General features: G+C 58.7%; 1 rRNA gene. It reads left to right on the top strand.

From position 1 onward, the window contains the following. Positions 1 to 112: ribosomal RNA gene (gene rrf / locus IB277_RS37835) — 5S ribosomal RNA — on the top strand; the annotation flags it as partial. Positions 113 to 247: the final 135 nt, after the last annotated feature.

The following is a 247-nucleotide window of genomic DNA, read 5'->3' as shown; positions in this document are numbered from 1 at the left end:
GGTGGTTCTGGCGGGGTGGCTGCACCCGTTCCCATTCCGAACACGGCCGTGAAACGCCCCAGCGCCGATGGTACTTCGTCTTAAGACGCGGGAGAGTAGGTCGCTGCCAGGTCTGCAAAGCGCAAGAAAATCCGGAAAACAAAGATCACCTTCTCTTCATGCCTCGGCCCAGCCGAAACACGGGCCGCCCTCAAGCGGCCCTTTTGTTTTGCTAGACCGAAGTCATCAGTGCGTCCCTTACACGAGA

Source organism: Ensifer sp. ENS07 (assembly GCF_014852185.1).
Classification (GTDB): domain Bacteria; phylum Pseudomonadota; class Alphaproteobacteria; order Rhizobiales; family Rhizobiaceae; genus Ensifer; species Ensifer adhaerens.
This window is presented reverse-complemented; position numbering and strand designations above follow the sequence as displayed.